At 68.8% G+C, this 19,170-nt stretch carries 13 protein-coding genes; 9 read left to right on the top strand and 4 right to left on the bottom strand.

Going from position 1 to position 19,170, the window contains the following annotated elements; translation table 11 throughout:
• Positions 1 to 88 precede the first annotated feature (88 nt).
• The 5 genes from ACEN98_RS06205 (at position 89) to ACEN98_RS06185 (ending at position 8,914) form a co-directional block, all read left to right on the top strand.
• On the top strand, positions 89 to 889 hold the full coding sequence (locus ACEN98_RS06205; protein WP_413343391.1) for an ABC transporter permease: 801 nt from the start codon (positions 89 to 91) through the stop codon (positions 887 to 889).
• Complete coding sequence (locus ACEN98_RS06200; protein WP_413382617.1) at positions 889 to 2,109, top strand: ABC transporter ATP-binding protein; 1,221 nt, start codon at positions 889 to 891, stop codon at positions 2,107 to 2,109. Before ACEN98_RS06205 ends, ACEN98_RS06200 begins: the two co-directional genes overlap by 1 nt.
• Complete coding sequence (locus ACEN98_RS06195; RefSeq protein ID WP_413382614.1) at positions 2,106 to 3,413, top strand: class I SAM-dependent methyltransferase; 1,308 nt, start codon at positions 2,106 to 2,108, stop codon at positions 3,411 to 3,413. The genes ACEN98_RS06200 and ACEN98_RS06195 overlap by 4 nt, the downstream gene beginning before the upstream one ends.
• Positions 3,397 to 7,152: a glycosyltransferase gene (locus ACEN98_RS06190; protein ID WP_413382612.1), complete on the top strand. Its 3,756-nt coding sequence runs from the start codon at positions 3,397 to 3,399 to the stop codon at positions 7,150 to 7,152. Before ACEN98_RS06195 ends, ACEN98_RS06190 begins: the two co-directional genes overlap by 17 nt.
• Before the next feature lie 91 nt (positions 7,153 to 7,243).
• Entirely contained in the window at positions 7,244 to 8,914 is a 1,671-nt protein-coding gene (locus tag ACEN98_RS06185; protein ID WP_413382609.1) for a histidine kinase famiy protein, read from the top strand.
• A gap of 72 nt (positions 8,915 to 8,986) precedes the next feature.
• On the opposite strand, the gene ACEN98_RS06180 is transcribed toward ACEN98_RS06185, so the two are convergent.
• Positions 8,987 to 10,438, bottom strand: coding sequence for a DEAD/DEAH box helicase (locus ACEN98_RS06180; protein ID WP_413382606.1), 1,452 nt, complete (start codon positions 10,436 to 10,438; stop codon positions 8,987 to 8,989).
• A 286-nt stretch (positions 10,439 to 10,724) separates the two neighbouring features.
• Here ACEN98_RS06180 and ACEN98_RS06175 point away from each other — a divergent pair, with 286 nt between their 5' ends.
• Complete coding sequence (locus ACEN98_RS06175) at positions 10,725 to 11,342, top strand: EF-hand domain-containing protein (RefSeq protein ID WP_413382603.1); 618 nt, start codon at positions 10,725 to 10,727, stop codon at positions 11,340 to 11,342.
• Between the two features lie 144 nt (positions 11,343 to 11,486).
• On the opposite strand, the gene ACEN98_RS06170 is transcribed toward ACEN98_RS06175, so the two are convergent.
• Together ACEN98_RS06170 and ACEN98_RS06165 are read right to left on the bottom strand one after the other, a co-directional pair.
• A complete protein-coding gene (locus ACEN98_RS06170; RefSeq protein ID WP_413382600.1) occupies positions 11,487 to 12,104 on the bottom strand; it encodes an LON peptidase substrate-binding domain-containing protein in 618 nt (205 codons plus the stop codon).
• A gap of 53 nt (positions 12,105 to 12,157) precedes the next feature.
• Complete coding sequence (locus tag ACEN98_RS06165; protein WP_413382597.1) at positions 12,158 to 12,631, bottom strand: hypothetical protein; 474 nt, start codon at positions 12,629 to 12,631, stop codon at positions 12,158 to 12,160.
• 151 nt (positions 12,632 to 12,782) lie between these two features.
• Between ACEN98_RS06165 and ACEN98_RS06160 the strand changes: the two genes are divergently transcribed.
• Both ACEN98_RS06160 and ACEN98_RS06155 read left to right on the top strand, forming a co-directional pair.
• Positions 12,783 to 15,068, top strand: coding sequence for a CHASE domain-containing protein (locus ACEN98_RS06160; protein ID WP_413382594.1), 2,286 nt, complete (start codon positions 12,783 to 12,785; stop codon positions 15,066 to 15,068).
• A gap of 38 nt (positions 15,069 to 15,106) precedes the next feature.
• Entirely contained in the window at positions 15,107 to 16,393 is a 1,287-nt protein-coding gene (locus ACEN98_RS06155; RefSeq protein WP_413382591.1) for a cytochrome P450, read from the top strand.
• A 36-nt stretch (positions 16,394 to 16,429) separates the two neighbouring features.
• On the opposite strand, the gene ACEN98_RS06150 is transcribed toward ACEN98_RS06155, so the two are convergent.
• Positions 16,430 to 16,876 (bottom strand): glycine zipper 2TM domain-containing protein, encoded by a 447-nt coding sequence (locus tag ACEN98_RS06150; RefSeq protein ID WP_413382588.1) that lies wholly within the window; start codon positions 16,874 to 16,876, stop codon positions 16,430 to 16,432.
• Positions 16,877 to 17,159: 283 nt separating this feature from the next.
• Here ACEN98_RS06150 and ACEN98_RS06145 point away from each other — a divergent pair, with 283 nt between their 5' ends.
• On the top strand, positions 17,160 to 19,169 hold the full coding sequence (locus ACEN98_RS06145) for a TonB-dependent receptor plug domain-containing protein (protein ID WP_413382585.1): 2,010 nt from the start codon (positions 17,160 to 17,162) through the stop codon (positions 19,167 to 19,169).
• Position 19,170: the final 1 nt, after the last annotated feature.

Raw genomic sequence — 19,170 nt, 5'->3', positions numbered from 1 at the left:
TCGTAACAATTGGTAAGACGTAAATTAGCGACCTGCAACATGTTATAATCAACAACTTACCATCCGGTTTTCCTCCTTTCGTCTCCCTATGATTTCCCGTTCCATGCTGGGTGGCGTCTGGCGCTATCGCGGCTTCATCGCGGGTAGCGTGCGCCGCGAATTCCAGGCCAAGTACCGCAATTCCCTGCTGGGCGCCGCGTGGACCATCCTGAATCCCCTCGCGATGATCGTCGTGTACACCGTCATCTTTTCGCAGGTGATGGGCACGCGCCTGCAGGGCAGCACCGGCCACTTCGCGTACAGCATCTACCTGTGCGCGGGCGTGCTCACGTGGGGCCTGTTCGCCGAGATCACGTCGCGCGGCCAGAACGTCTTCCTCGAAAACGCCAACCTGATCAAGAAGCTGCAGTTTCCCCGCATCTGCCTGCCGATCGTCGTCGTGCTCAACGCGCTGGTCAATTTCGCGATCATCTTCGGCCTGTTCACCGTCTTCCTCGCCGTCAGCGGCTCGTTCCCCGGCTGGCAGTACCTGGCGCTGGTGCCCGTGCTCGGCGTGCTGGTGCTGTTCGCGATCGGCCTGGCCATGATCCTGGGCGTGCTGAACGTGTTCTTCCGCGACGTCGGCCAGTTCTTCGCGATCGTGCTCCAGTTCTGGTTCTGGTTCACGCCGGTCGTCTATCCTGCCACGGCCCTGCCCCAGGACATCCGTCCGCTGCTGGCCTGGAACCCGATGGCGGCCGTCGTGCAGGCCTGCCAGGGCATCCTGCTGGACGGCCGGCTGCCGCATTGGAAAGGCCTGCTGCCGGTCACGGTGCTCGCGCTGCTGTTCTGCGCGCTGGGGATGCACCTGTTCCGCAAGCGCGCGGGCGAAATGGTGGATGAACTGTGATGGGCGCGATCCGAGTCGAAAACCTGGGCAAGGCCTATAAACAGTACGGCAACCGCTGGAGCCGGCTGGCCGAATGGATCCTGCCCGGCAACCAGCCGCGCCACAAGCTGAAGTGGGTCCTGCAGGACATCAACTTCGAACTGGCGCCGGGCGACGCCGTGGGCATCATCGGCATCAACGGCGCCGGCAAGAGCACGCTGCTCAAGCTGATCACCGGCACGACGCAGCCGACCACGGGCGGCGTGGCGATCAGCGGCCGCGTGGCCGCGCTGCTCGAACTGGGGATGGGCTTCCACCCCGATTTCACGGGCCGCCAGAACGTCTTCATGGCGGGCCAGCTGCTGGGCCTCGGCGTGCACGAGCTCGAGGAACTGATGCCGCAGATCGAGGCGTTCGCCGAGATCGGCGACTACATCGACCAGCCCGTGCGCGTGTACTCGTCCGGCATGCAGATGCGCCTCGCGTTCAGCGTGGCCACCGTGCGCCGGCCGGACGTGCTGATCGTCGACGAGGCGCTGTCCGTCGGCGACGCCTACTTCCAGCACAAGAGCTTCGACCGCATCCGCGAATTCCGCAAGCAGGGCACGACCCTGCTGATCGTCAGCCACGACCGCGCCGCGATGCAGTCGATCTGCGACCGCGCGATCCTGCTCGACGGCGGGCGCCTGGCCAAGCAGGGCACGCCCGAGGAAGTGATGGACTACTACAACGCGCTGATCGCCGAGCGCGAAGGCACGACGGTGGAACAGGTGCGCACGCCGGAAGGCCGCGTCCAGACCACGTCCGGCAACGGCCACGCGAACGTCGTCGACGTCGCGCTGGAAAACGAGGAAGGCCGGGTGCTGGAAGTGCTGAACGTGGGCGTGCCGGCCACCCTGCGCATCCGCGTGCGCGTGAACAAGCCGCTGCCGCGCCTCGTGCTGGGCTACATGATCAAGGACCGCCTGGGCCAGCAGATCTTCGGCACCAACACGCACTTCCTCGACCACCCGCTGACGGACCTCGCGGCCGGCGAAACCATCGACTACCGCTTCCGCTTCCCGCTCAACCTGGGACCGGGCAGCTATTCGATCACCACCGCCCTGACGAGCAACGAAACCCATCTGGCCGACAACTACGAATGGCGCGACCTGGCGGCCATCTTCATGGTCATGAACATGAACCGGCGCGAGTTCGTGGGCAGCAGTTGGCTGGAGCCGCAAGTGGAGATCCGGCGATGAGCCAGACATCGTTCTACCGCGCCTTCGAAGACCGCTACCGCGGTTCGCGCGACACCATCAAGGAGCGGCTGCGCGCCTACGCTCCCTTCACCGATCCGCTGCTGCAGGCGGATGCGCCGGCCGTCGCGCTCGACCTGGGCTGCGGCCGCGGCGAATGGCTGGAGCTGCTGGGCGAAAGCGGCTTCGATGCGCGCGGCGTGGACCTCGACGAGGGCATGCTGGCCGCGTGCCGCGAACGCGGCCTCGCCGCGCAGCACGGCGACGCGCTGGCCGCGCTGCGCGCCCAGCCGGACGCCAGCCTGGCGCTCGTCTCGGCCTTCCACCTCGTCGAGCACCTGCCGTTCGACCTCGTGCGCGAACTGATCGCCGAAGCGCTGCGCGCGCTGCGTCCGGGCGGCCTGCTCGTCATGGAGACGCCGAACCCGGAAAACCTGACGGTCGGCGCCACCAGCTTCTATCTCGATCCTTCGCACCTGCACCCGCTGCCCCCTGGCCTGCTTGGCTTCGCGGCCGAACACGCGGGCTTCGCGCGCCAGCGCATCGTGCGCCTGCAGGAAGATCCGCAACTGCGCACGGGCGCGCCGGTGGGCCTGATCAACGTGCTCGAAGGCGTCAGCCCCGACTACGCCGTGGTCGCACAGAAGGCCGCCGACCCGGACGCGCTGGCCCGCTTCGACGACGCCTTCTCCGCCCGCTGGGGCATCACGCTGGGCCAGCTCGCGCTGCGCTACGAAGACCAGCTGGCCGGCCGCGACGCCGAGATCCACCACATCCTCGCCCGCGTCGAACGGCACGGCACCGACCTCGCGCAGCAGCTGGCGAGCGCCCAGGCACAGGCGCAGGAACTGCACCACGCGCTGGCGCGGCTGGACGAGCGCATCGGCCGGGCCGAGGCGCATGCGGCCGAGATGTCGCAGCGCGTCGTCGACCTGTTGTCGAGCACCTCGTGGCGCATCACCGAACCGCTGCGGCGCGCGATGACGCTCGCCCTCCGCCTGCGCAGCGCGCAGCGCGAAGGCCGCATCGGCAGCGGCATCAAGACGCGCGTAAAGGGCCTGGTGCGCAGCGCCGGCGGCGCCGTGCTGCGCCGTCCGGGCATGAAGCGCGCCGCGCGCGCCGTGCTGCGCAAGGTGCCGGCGCTGGAAGCCCGCCTGTACACGCTCATGCTGGACAACAGCGGCGCCGCGCGCGTGCGGCTGGACGACGAACCGGGCGAGCTGTCGCCGCGCGCCGCGCGCGCGTACCGCCAGCTGCGCCAACTGAAACAGGAACAAGCAAGGATGAACGATGCGGATCGTCATTGATCTCCAGGGCGCCCAGTCCGAAAGCCGCTACCGCGGCATCGGCCGCTATTCGCTCGCGCTGGCGCTGGGCGTGGCGCGCAATGCCGGCAGCCACGAGGTCTGGCTCGTGCTGAACGCCGCCCTGGGCAACGCCATCGACGACATCCGCCAGGCATTTGCCGGCCTCGTGCCGCCGCAGCGCATCTGCGTGTTCGACATCGTCGGCCCGACGGCCGAATCGCATCCGCACAACGGCCCCCGCGCGCGCGCGTCCGAGCTGCTGCGCGAACACGCGATCGCCCAGCTGCGCCCGGACGCCGTGCTCGTCACCAGCCTGTTCGAAGGCTATGTGGACGACGCCGTCGTCTCGATCGGCCGCCTGGCGGACGGCGCGTCCACCGCGGCCGTCCTGTACGACCTGATCCCGTTCCTCAACCCGGACAAATACCTGGCCCAGCCGGAACAGCGCCACTACTACGAGCGCAAGATCGCCTCGCTGCGCCAGGCCGGCCTGCTGCTGGCGATTTCCGACTACTCGCGCCAGGAAGCCATCGACGCGCTGGGCCTCGATCCGGCGCGCGTCGTCTCGATCTCGACGGCCGTGGACGAGACCTTTTGCCCCGCCGCGCTCGATGCGGCGCACGCGGCCGCGCTGCGCACGCGCTTCGGCATCCGCCGCGCCTACCTGATGTGCGCGCCGGGCGGCTTCGACGCGCGCAAGAACATCGACGGCCTCGTCGCCGCCTACGGCATGCTGCCGCCCGTGCAGCGCGCCGCGCACCAGCTGCTCATCGCCGGCAAGATCAACGACGGCGAGCGCCAGCGCCTGCGCGACCTCGCGCGCCGCCACGGCCTCGCGCCGGACGAGATGGTCCTGACGGGTTACGTGAGCGACGCCGACCTGATCGACCTGTACCGCGGCGCCGCCCTGTTCGTGTTCCCGTCGCTGCATGAAGGCTTCGGCCTGCCCGCGCTGGAAGCGATGGCGTGCGGCGCACTCGTGATCGGCGCCGACAGCACCAGCGTCCCGGAAGTGATCGGCAACCCGGAAGCGCTGTTCGACCCGCGCGACCCGGCCGCCATCGCGGCGCGCATCCGCCAGGTGCTCGACGATCCGGCGCTGCAGGCGCGCCTGCGCGAGCACGGCGCCGTCCAGACCCGCAAGTTCAGCTGGGACAACAGCGCCCGCCGCGCGATCGCCGCGCTGGAAGCGCATGCGGCCGCGCCGGCGCCGGCGCAAGACGCGCCCGACAAGCCGCGCATCGCCTTCCTGTCGCCGCTGCCGCCGGAACGCACGGGCGTCGCCGACTACGCCGTGCGCGTGCTGCCCACGCTGCTGCCCCACTTCGACGTGGAACTGATCGTCCACCAGGCGGAGGTGGCGCTGCCGCCGGAACTCGCGCACCTGCCGCGGCATCCGCCCGCATGGCTCGACGCGCATCCGGACCGCTACCGGCACATCGTCTACCAGTTCGGCAACAGCCCGTTCCACAGCCACATGATGCCGCTGCTGCAGCGCCATCCTGGTGTCGTCGTGCTGCACGACTTCTTCCTGAGCGGCATGCTCTCGTACGAGCAGGTCACGGGCGCGATGCCGGACGTGTGGACGCGCAGCCTGCTCCACTCGCACGGCTACGCGGCCGTGCAGGCCAGCATGGCGCCGGACGGCCTCGAACGCGCCAAGCAGGACTACCCGTGCAACCTGGAGATCCTGCAGGACGCGTCGCACGTGATCGTCCACTCCGACTACGCGCGCCAGCTCGCGCGCGAGTGGTACGGCCCGGAGGCCGGCGCCGACTGGAGCCCGGCGCAGCTGCCCCGCGCGGTGCCGGCCGAGAACGACCGCATGCAGGCGCGGCGCGCGCTCGGCATCGCGGACGACGCCTTCGTCGTCTGTAACTTCGGCTTCGTCGCGCCCACCAAGCACTGCCTGGAACTGCTGCAGGCCTGGCTCGCGTCCAGCCTGCACGGCGACACCAGCTGCCACCTCGTGTTCGTCGGCGCCAACCACGGCGGCGACTACGGCCGCCAGATGACGGACACCATCGCCGCCGCCCATGCCGGCGAACGCGTGCGCATCTCCGGCTGGACGTCGGACGACGATTATTTCCGCTGGCTGCAGGCCGCCGACCTCGGCGTGCAGCTGCGCACCAGCTCGCGCGGCGAGACGTCGGGCACGGTCCTCGACTGCATGATCTACGGCCTGCCCGTGATCATCAACGCCAACGGCGCGATGGCGGAATTCCCGCACGACGCCGTGTGGATGCTGCCGGACGTGTTTGAACAAAATGAACTCGTCGCCGCGCTGGAAACGCTACGCGCCGACGACGCGCGCCGCCTTGCGCTGGGCGCCGCCGGCTTCGCGCTGATGGGCACACGCAACAGCCCGGAACGTGTGGGCCTGATGTACAAGGCGGCCCTCGCGCGCGATGCGCAGAAACAGCGCCACGGCCGTCCCGCGCTGCTGCGCGCGCTGCTGGCGACGCCCGGCCTCGACGACGACGACGCCCTGCTGCAGCGTCTCGCGCGCTGCATCGCGCGCGCGCCCGACCCGCTGCAGCCGCGCCAGCTGCTGCTGGACGTGACGACGATCGCGCGCCACGATCTCAAGACGGGCATCGAGCGCGTCGTGCGCAACCAGTTGCAGGAACTGCTCAGGATGCGCGCGATCGGCTGGCGCGTCGAACCGGTGTACCTTGACGAGAGCGGCAGCCACCCGCAATACCGCTACGCGCGCAACTACGCGGCGCGCCTGCTCGGCATCGACCTGGTGCTGCAGGGCCCGGACCCCGTCGTGGACGTGCTGGCCGGCGACATTTATTACTGCGCCGACCATTCGCCGCATGCCGCGATGACGGCCGCGCGCAGCGGTTTGTATGCCGCCTGGCGCGCGCGCGGCGTCTCCATCAACTTCACGGTGTACGACCTGCTGCCCGTGCTGCGGCCGGAATTCTTCCCGCCCCATGCCGACGTCACGCACGCGGCGTTCCTCGACTGCGTGGCGGGCGAGGCGGACCGCCTGATCTGCATCTCGCACGCGGTGTGCGACGACCTCGCCCAATGGCTGGCGACGCGCGACACGGCGCGCCGGCCGGGCCAGCTGCTGACGGCGCTGCACCTGGGCGCCGACCTGGAACTGGAAAAGCCGCACGGGGCGCCGCGGTCGCCGGTCGCGGAACAGGTCGCAGCGCAGGTGGCATCGCGTCCGAGCTTCCTGATGGTGGGCACGATCGAGCCGCGCAAGGGCCACCTGCAGGCCATCGAGGCCTTCGAGCAGCTGTGGGCCGCGGGGGCGGACGTGAACCTCGTGATCGTGGGGCGCGAAGGCTGGAAGCCGCTGGCCGACGCCGACCGCCGCACACTGCCCCGCATCATGGAACGCCTGCGCGGCAGCCCGGAACTGGGCCGCCGCCTGCTGTGGCTGGACGGCATCGACGACGACACGCTGCAGCAAGTCTACCTGGCCAGCACCTGCCTGCTGTTCCCCAGCGAGGGCGAAGGCTTCGGCCTGCCGCTGATCGAGGCGGCGCATCACGGCCTGCCGCTGCTGGCGCGCGACCTGCCCGTGTTCCGCGAAGTGGCGGGCGAGCATGCGTATTACTTCTCGGGCCTGGACGGCGCGGCGCTGGCCGACGCTGTGCGCGCCTGGCTCGCGCTGCATGCCGAGGGGCGCCATCCGGCGTCGCAAGGCATGACGTGGATGACCTGGCGCGAACAGGCGCAAGCCGTGCTGGCGCTGCTGTCCGCGCCGTCCGCCTGAGGCCGCGGCGCTCTGTGCGCATCCGTACAGAGCGCCGACCGTCGCCCCGCCAAAATGAACGGCATCCCAAGCCTTCATGTGGCGAAATCGTATGGTCCTCGGTCCCAAAAAAGAAGATACGCGCAACAAGAACGTCGACGTGCAGGGCGGCGGCCAGAGCTACGGCGTACCCGCCGCGGGTGAGGTCGAAGGCAACGCCTACGAGCCCATGGGCACCCCCGGCGTCAACCACTGGCAGGCCACCTACATCAAGCGCGACGGCCTGGACGACCGCGGCAACATCTTCTTCGCCGCCGTCGAGATGACGCGCATGCCGATGGTTATCACGGATCCGCGCCAGCCGGACAACCCGATCGTGTTCTGCAACGGCGCCTTCCTCGACCTCACGCAGTACAAGGAAGACGACGTCGTCGGCCGCAACTGCCGCCTCCTGCAGGGTCCGCAGACCGACCGCCACACGGTGGACGAGGTGCGCAAGGCGGTCGCCGAGCAGCGCGCCGTCGCCGTCGACATCCTGAACTACAAGGCCGACGGCACGCCGTTCTGGAACGCCCTGTTCATCGGCCCGATCTTCGACCAGGACGGCCAGCTGCTGTACTTCTTCGCGTCGCAGATGGACATCACGGAGCGCCGCACGAGCCAGGAATCGCACCTGCAGGCGCAGAAGATGGAAGCGATCGGCCAGCTGACGGCCGGCATGGCGCACGACTTCAACAACCTGCTGCAAGTCATCAACGGCAACCTGGAAGTCGCGCTGATCAGCCTCGAGAAACCCGACGCGGCGCGCGCCGCGCTGGAACGGGCGCAGCGCGCGGCCATGCGGGCCGGCAAACTCACCCAGCAGCTGCTGACGTTCGCGCGCAAGCAGCGGCTGGAACCCAAGGCCGTCAACCTCAATACCCTCGTCGTGGAATTCTCCGAGATGCTCGTGCGCACCCTGGGCGACAAGGTCGACCTGCGGCTCGACCTGCGTCCCGGCCTGCCGCTGTGCCACCTCGATCCGACGCACCTGGAGATGGCCCTGCTGAACGTGCTGATCAACGCGCGCGACGCCATGCCGGACGGCGGCCAGGTGACGGTCGGTACCGCCATCGTGCGCGGCGAGGAGCGCATCTCCTATGTCGACCTGTGCGTGGTCGACAAGGGCATCGGCATGCCGCCCGAGGTGCTGCGGCGCGCGACGGAGCCCTTCTTCACGACCAAGGGACCGGGCACGGGGCTCGGCCTGGCGATGGTGCACGGCTTCGTGCAGCAGTCGCACGGCCGCCTGGAAATCGACAGCAAGCCGGGCGAAGGCACGACGGTGCGCATGATCTTCCCCGTGGCCGACAATGGCCAGGACGGTGCCGGCGCGGGCCCGGACCAGGAGACCACGACGCCGGAAGCGGACGCCATGGCGGGCAGCCGGCCCAGCGTGCTCGTGGTGGAAGACAATGACGACGTGCGCGAACTGGCCGAGAGCGTGCTGGGCATGGCCGGTTATTCGGTGCTGACGGCCGCCAGCGGCGAGAAGGCGCTGGACCTGCTGCGCGAGGGTGCGCGGGTGGACCTGCTGTTCACGGACGTGATCATGCCGGGCGGGATGAGCGGCCTGCAGCTGATCGACGAAGCGCGCCGGCTGCGCCCGCGCCTGCCGGTGCTCGTCACGACGGGCTACATGGACGAATTACCGGGACATGGGCAAGGCCAGCGGCTGAATATCCTCGCCAAGCCGTACAAGCATGGCGACCTGCTGGAGCGGGTGGAGGCGGCGTTGGCGTAGGGTGGGCGGCCCTCCGCCCACGCGTGACGTTCGCGATGTGCTAGCGTCACGCGTGGGCACGGGGTGTCCACCCTACGGCTTCGGAAGTCCGCCCAGCAGCGCCGCCAGCTTGGGCTTCGGCTTGCCCGATGCGGCCGGTGCCGCGGGCGTTTCCTTGCGCGGGGCCGCCGCCGGTTCGTACGGCTTGAGGAACCACGGATCGATCTTTTCGCGGCGCGGCGCACCGTAGCTGCGCGGGGCGCGGTCGGGGCGTTCCGTGCGCTCGGCGCGCGGGCTGTCCGATTCGCGGCGGCCGCCACGGCGGTCGCCCGGGCGCTCGCTGCGCTCGACGCCGCGCGACGGGGAGATGCCCGTCAGTTCGCCGCGCGTGATGGTCTGCTTGATCAGCTTCTCGATGTCAACCAGCAGGCGCTCGTCCTTGTCCGAATACACGGACAGCGCATCGCCCGTGGCGCCGGCGCGGCCCGTGCGGCCGATGCGGTGCACGTAATCTTCCGCGTTGTACGGCAGGTCGTAGTTGATCACGCACGGCAGGTCGGTGATGTCGAGGCCGCGGGCCGCGACGTCGGTCGCGACGAGCACGTCGATGTCGCCGTTCTTGAACGCGTCCAGCGCGGCGATGCGCTCCTGCTGCGTCTTGTCGCCGTGGATGGCGGAGGCCTTGATGCCGGCCTGCTCGAGGTAGCGTGCCAGGCGCGACGCGCCGATCTTGGTGTTCGAGAACACGAGAACCTGCTTCAGGTCGCGCGCGCGGATCAGGTGCTCGACGACGTTGCGCTTCTGCTCCTCGTCGACCTTGTACAGCACCTGGGTGATCGAGGTGTTGGTGGCGTTGCTGCGCGCGACTTCGATCGTCAGCGGGTCGTTCAGGAAGCTGGACGCCAGCTTCTTGATCTCCGGCGAGAACGTGGCCGAGAACATCAGGTTCTGGCGCTTCTTCGGCAGCAGGTTGATGATGCGCTGCAGGTCGGGCAGGAAGCCCATGTCGAGCATGCGGTCGGCTTCGTCCATCACGAGCATCTGGACCTGGGCCAGGCTGATGTTCTTCTGCTCCACGTGGTCGAGCAGGCGGCCCGGCGTGGCGATGACGATCTCGACGCCGCGGCGCAGGATCTCGGTCTGCGGCTTCATGTCCATGCCGCCGAAGACGACGGTGGAGCGCAGCGGCGTGTGCTGGGCATAGGCCTTGACGTTCTCGGCAACCTGGATCGCCAGTTCGCGCGTCGGCGTCAGCACGAGGGCGCGCACGGCATGGCGCGCGGGCGACATGCTCGTGTTGGCATGCGGCAGCAGCAACTGGATGATCGGCAGCGAGAAGCTCGCCGTCTTGCCGGTGCCGGTCTGGGCCGCGCCCATGACGTCGCGGCCCTGCAGGACGATGGGGATCGCCTGGGCCTGGATCGGGGTCGGATGGACATAGCCCTGGTCCGACAGCGCACGCTGGATCTCAGGCGCGAGGCCGAAATCGGCGAAGCGCACGGTCGGCGCGCCGCCAGCTTCAATAGTGGTCGGTGTTTCAGACATGTTTTCTTTCGGGCAATGAATCGTTGCGTTCTACGGCCGGGCTGCAGCCCAGGCTGGGCCAACGCGGGTAAACCGGGGTGACGGGACGCGCCTCGCGCGGGCTTGGCCGGGAGCGGCGGCTTAGGCTGACGTAGAGAATCTAAATCGCGCTCAAGGTTACCTCAAATCCTACCCCCTGTATATGAAATCCGTGTTTTTACCTACCTTTACGCGCCTTTACAGCTTTAAATCGCTTACCGGACCGATAATTCTTTGAATAAATAGTTCATTAAATAAAGGATTCAGCATGGTAGCGAGCATCAGCGGTGGCCTGTCGACGTGGGCCGATTCCGTCTTTTCCAAACTCGATACGAAGAACCGGGGCTATATCGAGAAGACCGACCTGCAGAGCGCGCTCTCGGCGACGGACGATGGCGGCGGCATGCAGTCGGGCGACATCGACGACGCGTTCAGCGCCCTCGACGGCGATGGCGACGGCAAGGTCACCAAGAGCGAGCTCACGGATGCGATGACGAAGCTGTCCGACCAGCTCAACGCCCAGTTCGACGCGTCGCGCGTGAACGGCGGCGGCATGCGGCCGGACGGTCCCCCGCCCGGTCCGCCGCCGGGCGGTGCGGGCGGCGCGGGCGGCGCGGGCGGCGCGGGCGGCAGCACGAGCAGCACCGGCAGCACCGGCGACTCGACCGAGCCGGCCGACACCAACGGCGACGGTACCGTCAGCGCCCAGGAACAGGCGGCGTACGAGACGAAGCGGGCCGGCGAATCGGACAGCGGCCAGACGGCCAAACCGCACCACGAGCGCGACCCGATGCGCGAATTCGCCCATGCGCTGCAGTTGTTGAAGGCGTATTCGGACGACGGCGACACGTCCTCGACCAGCAGCGCCGTCAGCGTCGCGGCCTAAGAATCACTGCGCACCTTACCCAACGTCATCCCCGCGCAGGCGGGGATCCAATTCGCACGCATCGTCGCAGTGCACGCAAAATTGGGTTCCCGCCAAGGCGGAGGGCCAGTCCGGGAATGGCGACGTTTTATAACGCGTGAACAATCAGGACGTGATCAAGCCGTGCTCGTCGAGCACGTCATGCAGCAGCTCCAGCCGGATCATCGGATTGTCCAGCATGAGCATGCTCTGCTTCTGGTGATTGGGCAGCGGCAGCAGCTCGCACCAGCGGTTGGCCACCCAGCCGCAATCGTCCAGGCGGAACGGCGGCTGCACGGGCCAGCGGCTCTGCGGCACGTCGTGCAGTGACGCCAGCACGCGGTCGAGCGCATCGGCCGCGCCTTTCAGGTCGGACGGGATGCGCACGATGTGATCGTCTTCCAGCAATTCCGCCTCGGCCATCCACAGGCCGTTCGTGCGGCGTTCGCTTTCCAGGACATTAAAACGCGCGCCGCCGCGGCACACCACCTGCAGCAGCCCCGGCGTGGAGGCCGTCGTGTCCTGCACGGAGGCCAGCGTGCCTGCGGACGCGAACTTTTCCGGGCCCTGCGGGGTACGCACCTCCTGGCCATGCGTCAGCAGCACGACGCCGAACGGCTCGTCTTCCGTCAGGCAATGGCTGATCATGTCGAGGTAGCGTACCTCAAAGATCTGTAGCGGCAGCACGCCATCCGGAAACAGGACCGTACTGAGCGGGAACAGGGGTAACGTGATCGTGGCCATGCGCGCATCATGACAGATTCGCCGCGCGGGACGGAGCACGATTGCACGTCCCGTCAGTCGTCCGGCGCGACGATCGGCAGGGTGCGGACGGCCTCGGCCAGGGCACGCAGGCGCCACCCGAGGCGCGCCCAGCCGGGATCGGGATGATTGCCCACGCGCACCGTGACGGCATGGCCGGGCGCCGCGTCGCAGGCGTACACGTAGTCGCCGGCCTGCTCGAACGGCAGGCGGAACGCGTGGCCCGGCAGCACGAGCACCTGCCCGAACACGTGCGGCGCGATGTCGCGGTTGTGCAGCAGCAGGACGTCGCGCACGCCCAGCGTCAGCTGCACCTCGGCCGGCACCAGGCCGGCATCCTCCCCGCGCAGGATGGCCGCGCCGCGCGGGAACACGAACGTGCGCTCGCGCGTCGGGTAGCGCACGGGCGCGAGCGCGGCCCACAGGAGGACGGCGACGAGGGCCAGCGCGGCCCCCCGGCGCACGCGCTGCAGCAGGCTCATCGTGGAGAAGTGGAAAGGCATCGGCATGGCGTAAAACGCTCATTGTAGCCGGACGGTACGCGCCCTGTTGTGCGCCGATTTCGTGGGCACCCGCGTATCCTGTCATGACGGCACGCTTGCCCTGCCGGCAATGGACCATTGCCACCTTTTCCCTTGTCGAGTACAGCGTACTGCATTCATGCCGCGTCCAGACCCATCGCCCGTTCCAGCCCCCCGCCCGTCGCCGCGCAGCCCGGTCCACCTTCCCCTGCTCCTGGCCGCGCTCGCGTTTCTCGCCGCGCTGATCGTGACCTATATGGTGGCCGGCAATGCGCAGCGGACCGCGGCGGCGGAACTGGCCGGCAATTTCAATTTCCGCGCACGCGACATGGCGGCGAGCATCGACCGGCGCATGGACGTCTACGAGGAAGTGCTGCTGGCCACGAGCGGCTTCCTGCGCGGCTCGGTCGAGATCGACCGCGGTGCATTCGCCGAGTACTACGACCTGCTGCGCCTGAACGAACACTTCCCCGGCATCGAGGCGCTGGGCATCGCCGCGATCGTCCCGCCCGGTCGGCTCGACACGCACGTCGCCGCGATGCGTGCCGAAGGCTTTCGCGACTATGCGATCAAACCGCCCGGGCTGCGCCCCGTGATCACGTCGATCACGCGCATCGAACCGTTCTCGGGACGCAACCTGCGTGCGTTCGGCTACGACATGTTCAGCGAGCCGGTGCGGCGCGCGGCGATGGTGCAGGCGCGCGATACCGGCCATGCGGCCGCCACCGGCAAGGTCGTGCTGGTGCAGGAAGGCGGCAACGGCGGCCAGCCCGGCTTCCTGATGTACATGCCGGTGTACGAGGCCGGCCTCGTGCACGACTCGCTCGACGCCCGGCGCGCCGCCATCATCGGCTGGGTGTACGCGCCGTTCCGGATGAACGACCTGATGCGCGGCCTGGGGGGCGAGCACGCGGACGATCTGCTCGTCGAGATCTACGATGGCCTGGCGCCCACCGCGGACGCCCTGCTCTACCGGTCGTCCGGCGCCGGCCCCGCCGGCCGCAAGCCGCTGCTGAGCTACCAGACGACGGTCGACAGCGCCGGCCGCACATGGACCGTCGCCATCCACTCGATGCCCCGTTTCGAGGCATCGCTGGAGCGCCGCACGACCGTCGCGATCGCGCTGACGGGCATCGGCCTGGGCATGCTGTTGGCGCTCGTCGTCTGGCTGCTGGCCTCCGAACGCCGCCGCGCGCTGCAGCTGGCACAGGGGATGACGGTGGAACTGCGCGCCTCGCGCGACCGCATCGACGCCGAACGCGAGCGCGTGCGCCTGATCCTGCAGACGGCGTACGACGCCTTCATCGCCATCGCACCCGACGGCCGCATCACGGACTGGAACCTGCAGGCCTGCAAACTGTTCGGCTGGCGCGAGGACGAAGCGGTGGGGCACGACGTGCTCGACCTCCTGGTCCCGGCGTCCGGGCGCGCGGCGTGGCGGGACTGCCTGGTGCAGTTCGCCCAGAGCGGCACCTGCGCGATGCTGACGGGCCCGACGGAAACGACGGCGCTGACGCGCGACGGCCACGCGATCCCGGTGGAGGTCGCGATGACGCCGCTGGCGACGAAGCACGGCTACGGCATCACGGCGTTCGTGCGCGACATCCGCCCGCGCAAGGAAACGGCGGAACGCGAGCGCCAGCGCCAGCAAGGCCTGGAGGAAGCGCGCGCCGCGCTGCTGCGCTCACAGAAGCTGGAAGCCGTCGGCAAGCTGACCGGCGGCGTGGCGCACGACTTCAACAACATCCTGCACATCATCAGCGCCAACGTCCAGCTGATGCTGCGCAGCGACGACAACGGCCGCAAGCGCCTGCTGAACATCCTCGACGCCGTCGAACGGGGCAAGAAGCTGGCCGCCCAGCTGCTCGCCTTCGCGCGGCGCCAGCCGCTGCACCCGAGCGTCGTCAACCTGGCCCAGCTCATCGAGCGCATGGACGCGCTGCTGCACCGCGCCGTCGGCGACAGCGTCGCGATCCGGTTGACCATCGCACCCGACCTGTGGAACGTCCTCGTCGATCCGAACCAGCTGGAAAACGTGCTGCTGAACCTCGTGATCAACGCGCGCGATGCAATGGAGGGCGGCGGCACCGTCACCATCACGCTGTCCAACATCACGGTCGATCCGGCCGACCAGCTGGCCTACCCCGGCATCCGCCCCGGCGAATTCGTCACGATCGCCGTCAGCGACACGGGCAGCGGCATGCCGCCCGACGTGATCGAGCGAGCGTTCGAACCGTTCTTCACGACCAAGCCCGAGGGCAAGGGCACGGGCCTGGGCCTGTCGATGGCGCACGGCTTCGTCAAGCAGAGCGGCGGCCATATCCGGCTGGCGAGCCGGGAGGGAGAAGGCACGACCGTGACCATCTACCTGCCGCGCGCGCTGCAGGACACGCCCGATCCCGCCTTCGTGCCCGTGCCGCACTGACGCACCGAGTATCTGGTATCACCACCGCAGGAGAAGTCTTGAGCAATACCGACCACCACCACGCCGACGCCCTCGACGCCGCACCGCGCGCCCCGGGTTTCGACAACTCGATCGCCTTTCTGGCGCAAGGCTACGAGTTCATGCCGCGCCGTTACGCCGCGCTGGACAGCGACATGTTCGCGACCCGCCTGATGCTGCGGCGCGTGCTGTGCGTGCGCGGCGAGGACGCGGGCCGCATGTTTTATCAACCCGGCCGCTTCACGCGCCGCCACGCGCTGCCGGCGACGACGATGGCCCTGCTGCAGGACTTCGGCAGCGTCATGGCGCTGGACGGCGAGGCGCACAAGAAGCGCAAGGCCATGCTGATGTCGTTGTTCAGCCCCCTGGAGCGGCAGCGCCTCGTCGGCCTGGCCGCGGCCGAATGGCGCACGCGCTTCGCGCAGTGGACGGGCAACTCGCAGGTCGTCGTGCACGAGGCCGCGCAGGAAGTGCTGTGCCGCGCCGTGTGCCACTGGGCCGGGATTCCGGTCAGCGCGGAGGACGCGCGGGAGCGCACGCGCGAATTCGCGCGGATGATCGCGGGCGCCGGTTCGGCCGGCCCGCGCAACTGGCGCGGCCACCTCGCGCGTGCCCGCACCGAGCAATGGGCCCGCGCCCTCGTCGACGCCGTGCGCGCCGGCCAGGTCCAGCCGGCGTTCGACAGTCCGCTGAACGTGATCGCACGCCACCGCGACGCCGACGGGGAACCCATGCACCGCAAGCACGCGGGCGTGGAACTCATCAACCTGCTGCGCCCGACGGTGGCCGTGGCGCGCTACATCGTGTTCGGCCTGCTGGCGCTGCACGACCATCCGGAATCACGCGCGCGCATCGCGGCGGGCGACGACGCGTACACGACGTGGTTCATGCAGGAAGTGCGGCGCTACTACCCGTTCATCCCGGCGATGGGCGGCCGCGCCCTGCACGCCTTCGACTGGCACGGGATGCATGTGAAAAAGGGGACGTGGGTGTTGTTCGACCTGTACGGCACGAACCACCACCCCGCGATCTGGGGCGACCCCGAGGTGTTCCGGCCGGAGCGCTTCGACCGCCGGCAGAGCAGCGGTTTCGATTTCGTACCGCACGGCGGCGGCGACCATTACTCGGGCCACCGCTGCCCGGGCGAATTCGTGACGGGCGACCTGGTGAAGTCGGCGCTGCAGTTGTTCGCCGGCGAGATCGCCTACGACGTGCCGCCGCAGGACCTGACGGTCGGCATGCGCAGGATTCCGACGTTGCCGGCGAGCGGGTTCGTGATCAAGAACGTGAGGACCACGCGGCCCTAAGCAACGTCGTCCCCGCGAAAGCGGGAATGACGGCGGTCAGCGCACCAAGCGTCCATCCAGCACGCGCACGCGCTCGCCATTGCGGAACCGCGGCACGCCCTTCTCCGTGAAGGTGCGGTACCCGCCGGCCGCCATCTTCACGCGCACGTCCGTATAGGTTTCCGCCTTCATGTTGCGCTCGATGCGGTTGCCCGCATAGGCGCCGCCCACCGCGCCCGCCACCGTGGCCAGGGTGCGGCCGCGGCCGCTGCCTACCTGGTTGCCCAGCAGGCCGCCGACGACCGCACCGCCCACGCCGCCGACGCCGCTGGCGCGCTCGGGTTCACGTTTGTACGTATGGTTCGAGACGACCGTGGCGCAGTTGCGGCATTGCGCTTCGGCGCGCGGATGGTGGTCGGGTGCGGCCTGGGCTGCAAATGGCGCGGCGAGGACCGCGGCGACGAGGGCGGCACGGGCGGTGTGACGGATAGCAAATGCTTGCATGGTGTTCCCCTTACATATCGTTGTAACAAATATGTGTACAGAGTAACGGTCATGCGCCAATGTGGAAAGAGTGAAACAGTATCAATTGCAAGTGAGTGTAACCGCCCATTTTTGGTGCAATATGGAATGATGCTTGCCATAAATGCGTTATTCTGTCTTTTCGATGCAACTTTTCGGTGCCACGCCGCGAAAGTTTCTCTATAGTACTGACATGTGATTATTTGAAACAATTTACAGAAGACGGGCTGTTACCGCAGGCCTTTGTCATCCCATGTCCACGTCCATGTCGTCACGCACCCTGTCCGTCATCGTCTGCACCGCCGTGCTGGCCTGGCCCACCGTCGCGCTCGCCGGCGCCGACATGGAAACCGGCGACATCCGTGCGCTGAGTACGATCCCCCTCGAGGAACTGATGCAGATGCGGGTCGTCACGGCCGCATCGAAATTCGCCCAGCCGATCAGCGACGCACCATCGTCCGCGGTCGTGCTCATCGCCTCCGACATCCGCGACCATGGCTGGCGCACGCTGGCCGACGCGCTGGCCACGCTGCCCGGCCTGTACGTGACGGACGACCGCAACTACACGTACCTGGGCGCGCGCGGCTTCCTGCGTCCGGGCGACTACAACAGCCGCTTCCTGCTGCTGGTCGACGGCATGCGCATCAACGACGCCGTGTACGACCAGGCCCTCATCGGCACCGCGGGCCTGATCGACATGGACATGGTCAAGCGCATCGAATTCGTGCCCGGTCCCGGCTCGGCCGTGTATGGCTCGAACGCGCTGTTCGGCGTGATCAACGTCGTCACGCGCGACGGCAGCGGCCTGTCCGGCGTCCAGGGCGCCGTCACCGCGGCCGGCCAGGGCGAGCGCAAGGCCCGCACCAGCTACGGCTGGCACGGCCAGAACGGCGCCGACCTGCTGCTGTCCGCCAGCGCCTTCAACCGCGCGGGCCGCGACCTGTACTACCCGGAGTTCGACGCCCCCGAGACCAACAACGGCATCGCCCGCCACCTCGACTGGGACCGCGCCCAGAACTTCCTCGCCAAGGGCAGCTTTGGCGGCGTGACGCTCACGGCCAGCCACGTCGCGCGCACCAAGGGGATCCCGACGGGATCCTTCGGCGCCGTGTTCAATACGCCGAACCAGACCCGCGACACGCAGACGATCATCGGCCTCGCGTGGAACCGCCAGCTCGCGCCCGCGCTGGCGCTGGCGGTCCAGCTGCAGTCGGGCCAGGCCGATTACGAGGGGCCAGGCTGGTATCCGGACATCGAGGGCGTGGTCCGCCAGAACGTCGACGGCGCCCACGCGCGCTGGTACGAAGCCAGCGCGCACGCGACGCTGACGAACCTGCCGGGCCAGAAGATCGTGATCGGCGCCGAGCTGGGACGCGACGCGCACCGCGACCAGTACAACTACAACCAGCAGCCCTACGAATTGCTGCTGCAGGACCACCGCGACGCGATGCGCCGCGCCGTGTTCGTGGAAGACGAGATCCGCCTGCCGGCCGGCTTCCTCGTCAACGCCGGCGTGCGCTACGACGACCGCGAAGACCCGGACATGCATCGCTTCAGCCCGCGCGTGGCCGTCGTGTACAAGGCGACGCGGTCCGACACCGTCAAGCTGATCGCGGGCAGCGCCTTCCGCGCGCCCAACGCCTACGAGATGTATTACGCGCTGCCGGAGATGGCAGGCGGCCTGCTCCCCAACCCGAACCTGCGCCCGGAAAAGATCGCGACGCGCGAGCTGGTGCTGGAACACGTCCTGGCAGGCGGCGGCCACGCCACGCTGTCCCTGTTCCGCTACGCGGTGGACGACCTGATCAGCCAGCAGATCGAGCCGGGCACGGGCATGCTCATCTTCCGCAACATCGACCATGCCGATGCCCGCGGCCTGGAAGCCGCGCTCGACCGCGACTTCGGCGCCGTACGCCTGCGCGCCAGCTATTCCTGGCAGCTGGCGCGCGGCACCGGCGGCGTGCCCCTGATCGATTCGCCACGCCACCTGGCCAAGGCCAACCTCACGGCGCCGCTGGGCTGGCGCGGCGGCCGCGTCGGCGCCGAGCTGCAGTGCAGCGGCAAGCGCCTGGCCGACCAGGGCGCGGCCGGCGGCTACTGCGTCGCCAACGTCACGCTCTCCGCGCTGCGGCTGCTGCCGCGCACCGAGCTGTCGCTCAGCGCCTACAACGCCACCGGCAAGCGCTATGCCGACGTGGCCGGCCCCGCCTTCGTGCAGACCGCGCTCGCGCGCGAAGGCCGCACGCTGGCCGCGAAACTCGACTGGCGGTTCTGAC

The organism is Massilia sp. CT11-137 (assembly GCF_047302885.1).
Lineage (GTDB): Bacteria > Pseudomonadota > Gammaproteobacteria > Burkholderiales > Burkholderiaceae_D > Telluria > Telluria orientalis.
Note: the sequence above shows the minus strand (reverse complement) of the source record. Positions and strands in the feature narration are given on the sequence as shown.

Coding starts and splice junctions, on each gene's coding strand:
- ACEN98_RS06205 (WP_413343391.1), top strand. CDS start 89: ATGATTTCCCGTTCCATGCTGGGTGGCGTCTGGCGCTATCGCGGCTTC.
- ACEN98_RS06200 (WP_413382617.1), top strand. CDS start 889: ATGGGCGCGATCCGAGTCGAAAACCTGGGCAAGGCCTATAAACAGTAC.
- ACEN98_RS06195 (WP_413382614.1), top strand. CDS start 2,106: ATGAGCCAGACATCGTTCTACCGCGCCTTCGAAGACCGCTACCGCGGT.
- ACEN98_RS06190 (WP_413382612.1), top strand. CDS start 3,397: ATGCGGATCGTCATTGATCTCCAGGGCGCCCAGTCCGAAAGCCGCTAC.
- ACEN98_RS06185 (WP_413382609.1), top strand. CDS start 7,244: ATGGTCCTCGGTCCCAAAAAAGAAGATACGCGCAACAAGAACGTCGAC.
- ACEN98_RS06180 (WP_413382606.1), bottom strand. CDS start 10,438: ATGTCTGAAACACCGACCACTATTGAAGCTGGCGGCGCGCCGACCGTG.
- ACEN98_RS06175 (WP_413382603.1), top strand. CDS start 10,725: ATGGTAGCGAGCATCAGCGGTGGCCTGTCGACGTGGGCCGATTCCGTC.
- ACEN98_RS06170 (WP_413382600.1), bottom strand. CDS start 12,104: ATGGCCACGATCACGTTACCCCTGTTCCCGCTCAGTACGGTCCTGTTT.
- ACEN98_RS06165 (WP_413382597.1), bottom strand. CDS start 12,631: ATGCCGATGCCTTTCCACTTCTCCACGATGAGCCTGCTGCAGCGCGTG.
- ACEN98_RS06160 (WP_413382594.1), top strand. CDS start 12,783: ATGCCGCGTCCAGACCCATCGCCCGTTCCAGCCCCCCGCCCGTCGCCG.
- ACEN98_RS06150 (WP_413382588.1), bottom strand. CDS start 16,876: ATGCAAGCATTTGCTATCCGTCACACCGCCCGTGCCGCCCTCGTCGCC.
- ACEN98_RS06145 (WP_413382585.1), top strand. CDS start 17,160: ATGTCGTCACGCACCCTGTCCGTCATCGTCTGCACCGCCGTGCTGGCC.